Source organism: Streptomyces sparsus (assembly GCF_054776295.1).
Window position 1 is genome coordinate 1 of record NZ_BAAHCA010000988.1, and the last position, 1701, is coordinate 1701.

Genomic DNA, 1701 nt, shown 5'->3' on the forward strand with positions numbered 1-1701 from the left:
CGGCCCCTGCGGGCGCCTCGGCCAGGGCGGACGGCTCGGCCGCGGCTGGTGTCGGCGAGGGGTGCGGGCCGGCCAGCCGGGCGAGTTCGCCGAGGAAGTCGTCCGCGAGGCGTCGGACGGTGGAGCGGTCGAAGAGGGAGCCGGGGTAGTTCCAGGAGAGTCTGAGGTGCCGGGTGTCCTCCTCCCAGCACAGCAGACCGAGCCGGGTCGCGGCCGAAGCCGTCGCCGCGGCGGTGGGGCGGACGGTCACAGGGCAGTCCGCGGTGTGGACGGCGGGGAAGCGGGCGAAGCTGAACCCGGCCGTTCCGACCGAACGCGGCCCGGCGGCGGTGGCCGGCAGCAGCCGGGCCAGGTCGAGGCTGCTCAGCCGGGCGTGCCGTTCGCTCTCCAGCCAGGCCAGTCGCAGCCGTTCGGCCAGCACCGGCACGGCTTCGTCCCGGTCCACGCGGGCCAGGACGGGCAGCGTGTCGGCCAGCGGACCGACGATCCGGTCGATGCCCGGCAGGCGCATCTCACGTCCCGCCCGGGCCACGTTGACGGCGATCTCGGTCTGTCCGCTCCACCTCGACAGGCAGCGGGTGTACGCGGCGAGCAGGAGGTGGAACAGCGAGACCCCGTGCGCGGCGGCAACGGCGCGCAGTGGGGCGAGGAGCGGTGTGGGGATCACGCTCTGGTGGCAGGCGAGCGGCGGGGCGGGCGGCGCGTCCGGGTCGCCGTCGTGGTGCAGCCGCGCGGGGGCTCCGTGCGAGGCGAGCGCCACCTGCCAGTGGTCCCGGTCCGCGCGGAAGGCGGCGGAGGCGCGCTCGGCGGTGAGGGCGTCCGCGAAGCGCGCGAAGTCCGCCTCCAACGGCGGGAGTTCGGCGGCGCGGCCCTGGCACAGCGCGGTGTAGAGCGTCCACAGCTCCTCACCCAGCACGTTGAGGCTGTAGCCGTCACCGGCCGAGTGGTGGAGCACCAGCAGCAGTTGGTGCACGTCCGGCGTCTCCCGGAGCAGCACGGCGCGGACGGGCGGCTCGGTGCCGAGGTCGAAGAGGCGGTTGCACAGCTCCTCCTCGATGTCGACAAGTCGCTCCTCGCCCGGGTCCCGGGTCAGGAACCACTCGGCGGTCGGGACGGGCGGCGCCACCCACTGGCGGGGCGTGGGCCCGTCGGCCTGCATCCGCAGGCGCAGCATCGGGTGGCGCTCCGCGAGTTGCCCGAGCGCGTGTTCCAGCAGGTCGGCGCGGAGCGGACCGCTGATCGTCTGCCGCACGTACGCGAAGGCGGCGACGTCCCGGTGCAGCCGGCCGCTGATGTGGAAGGCGAGCTGGACGGGCGTGAGCGCGAAGGGTTCGCCCACGTCCATGGTGTTGCCCGTCGGGACGGCGGACGGTGTTCCCGGGTCGGCGGGCGCTGCTGGAGGGGACCCGACGGCCCGGGCCCCGTCCTCCGGCCGGGTGGGGGCGTCGGCGGTGAGATGGGCGGCCAGCTCGCGGACCGTGCGGTACTCGAAGAAGAGTGTGCTCGGCAGCTCCCGGCCGAGTCGGCGTTCGAGCTCCTTGGCGAGGTCGACGGCGACGAGCGAGTCCAGGCCCATGCCGAGGAACGGCTCGTCGTCGGGTACGGCTGCGGCGGTCCGGTCCAGCGCGGCGTCCAGCAGCTCCCGCAGCTCGGCGCCGACGGCCCCGGCGCCCTCCCCCGGTTCGACGACCGCGACGGCCT

General features: G+C 75.3%; 1 protein-coding gene. It reads right to left on the reverse strand.

Going from position 1 to position 1701, the window contains the following annotated elements; translation table 11 throughout:
• On the reverse strand, positions 1–1701 hold a 1701-nt coding region (locus ACYVE9_RS25630), incomplete at both ends, for a condensation domain-containing protein (RefSeq protein WP_461030275.1).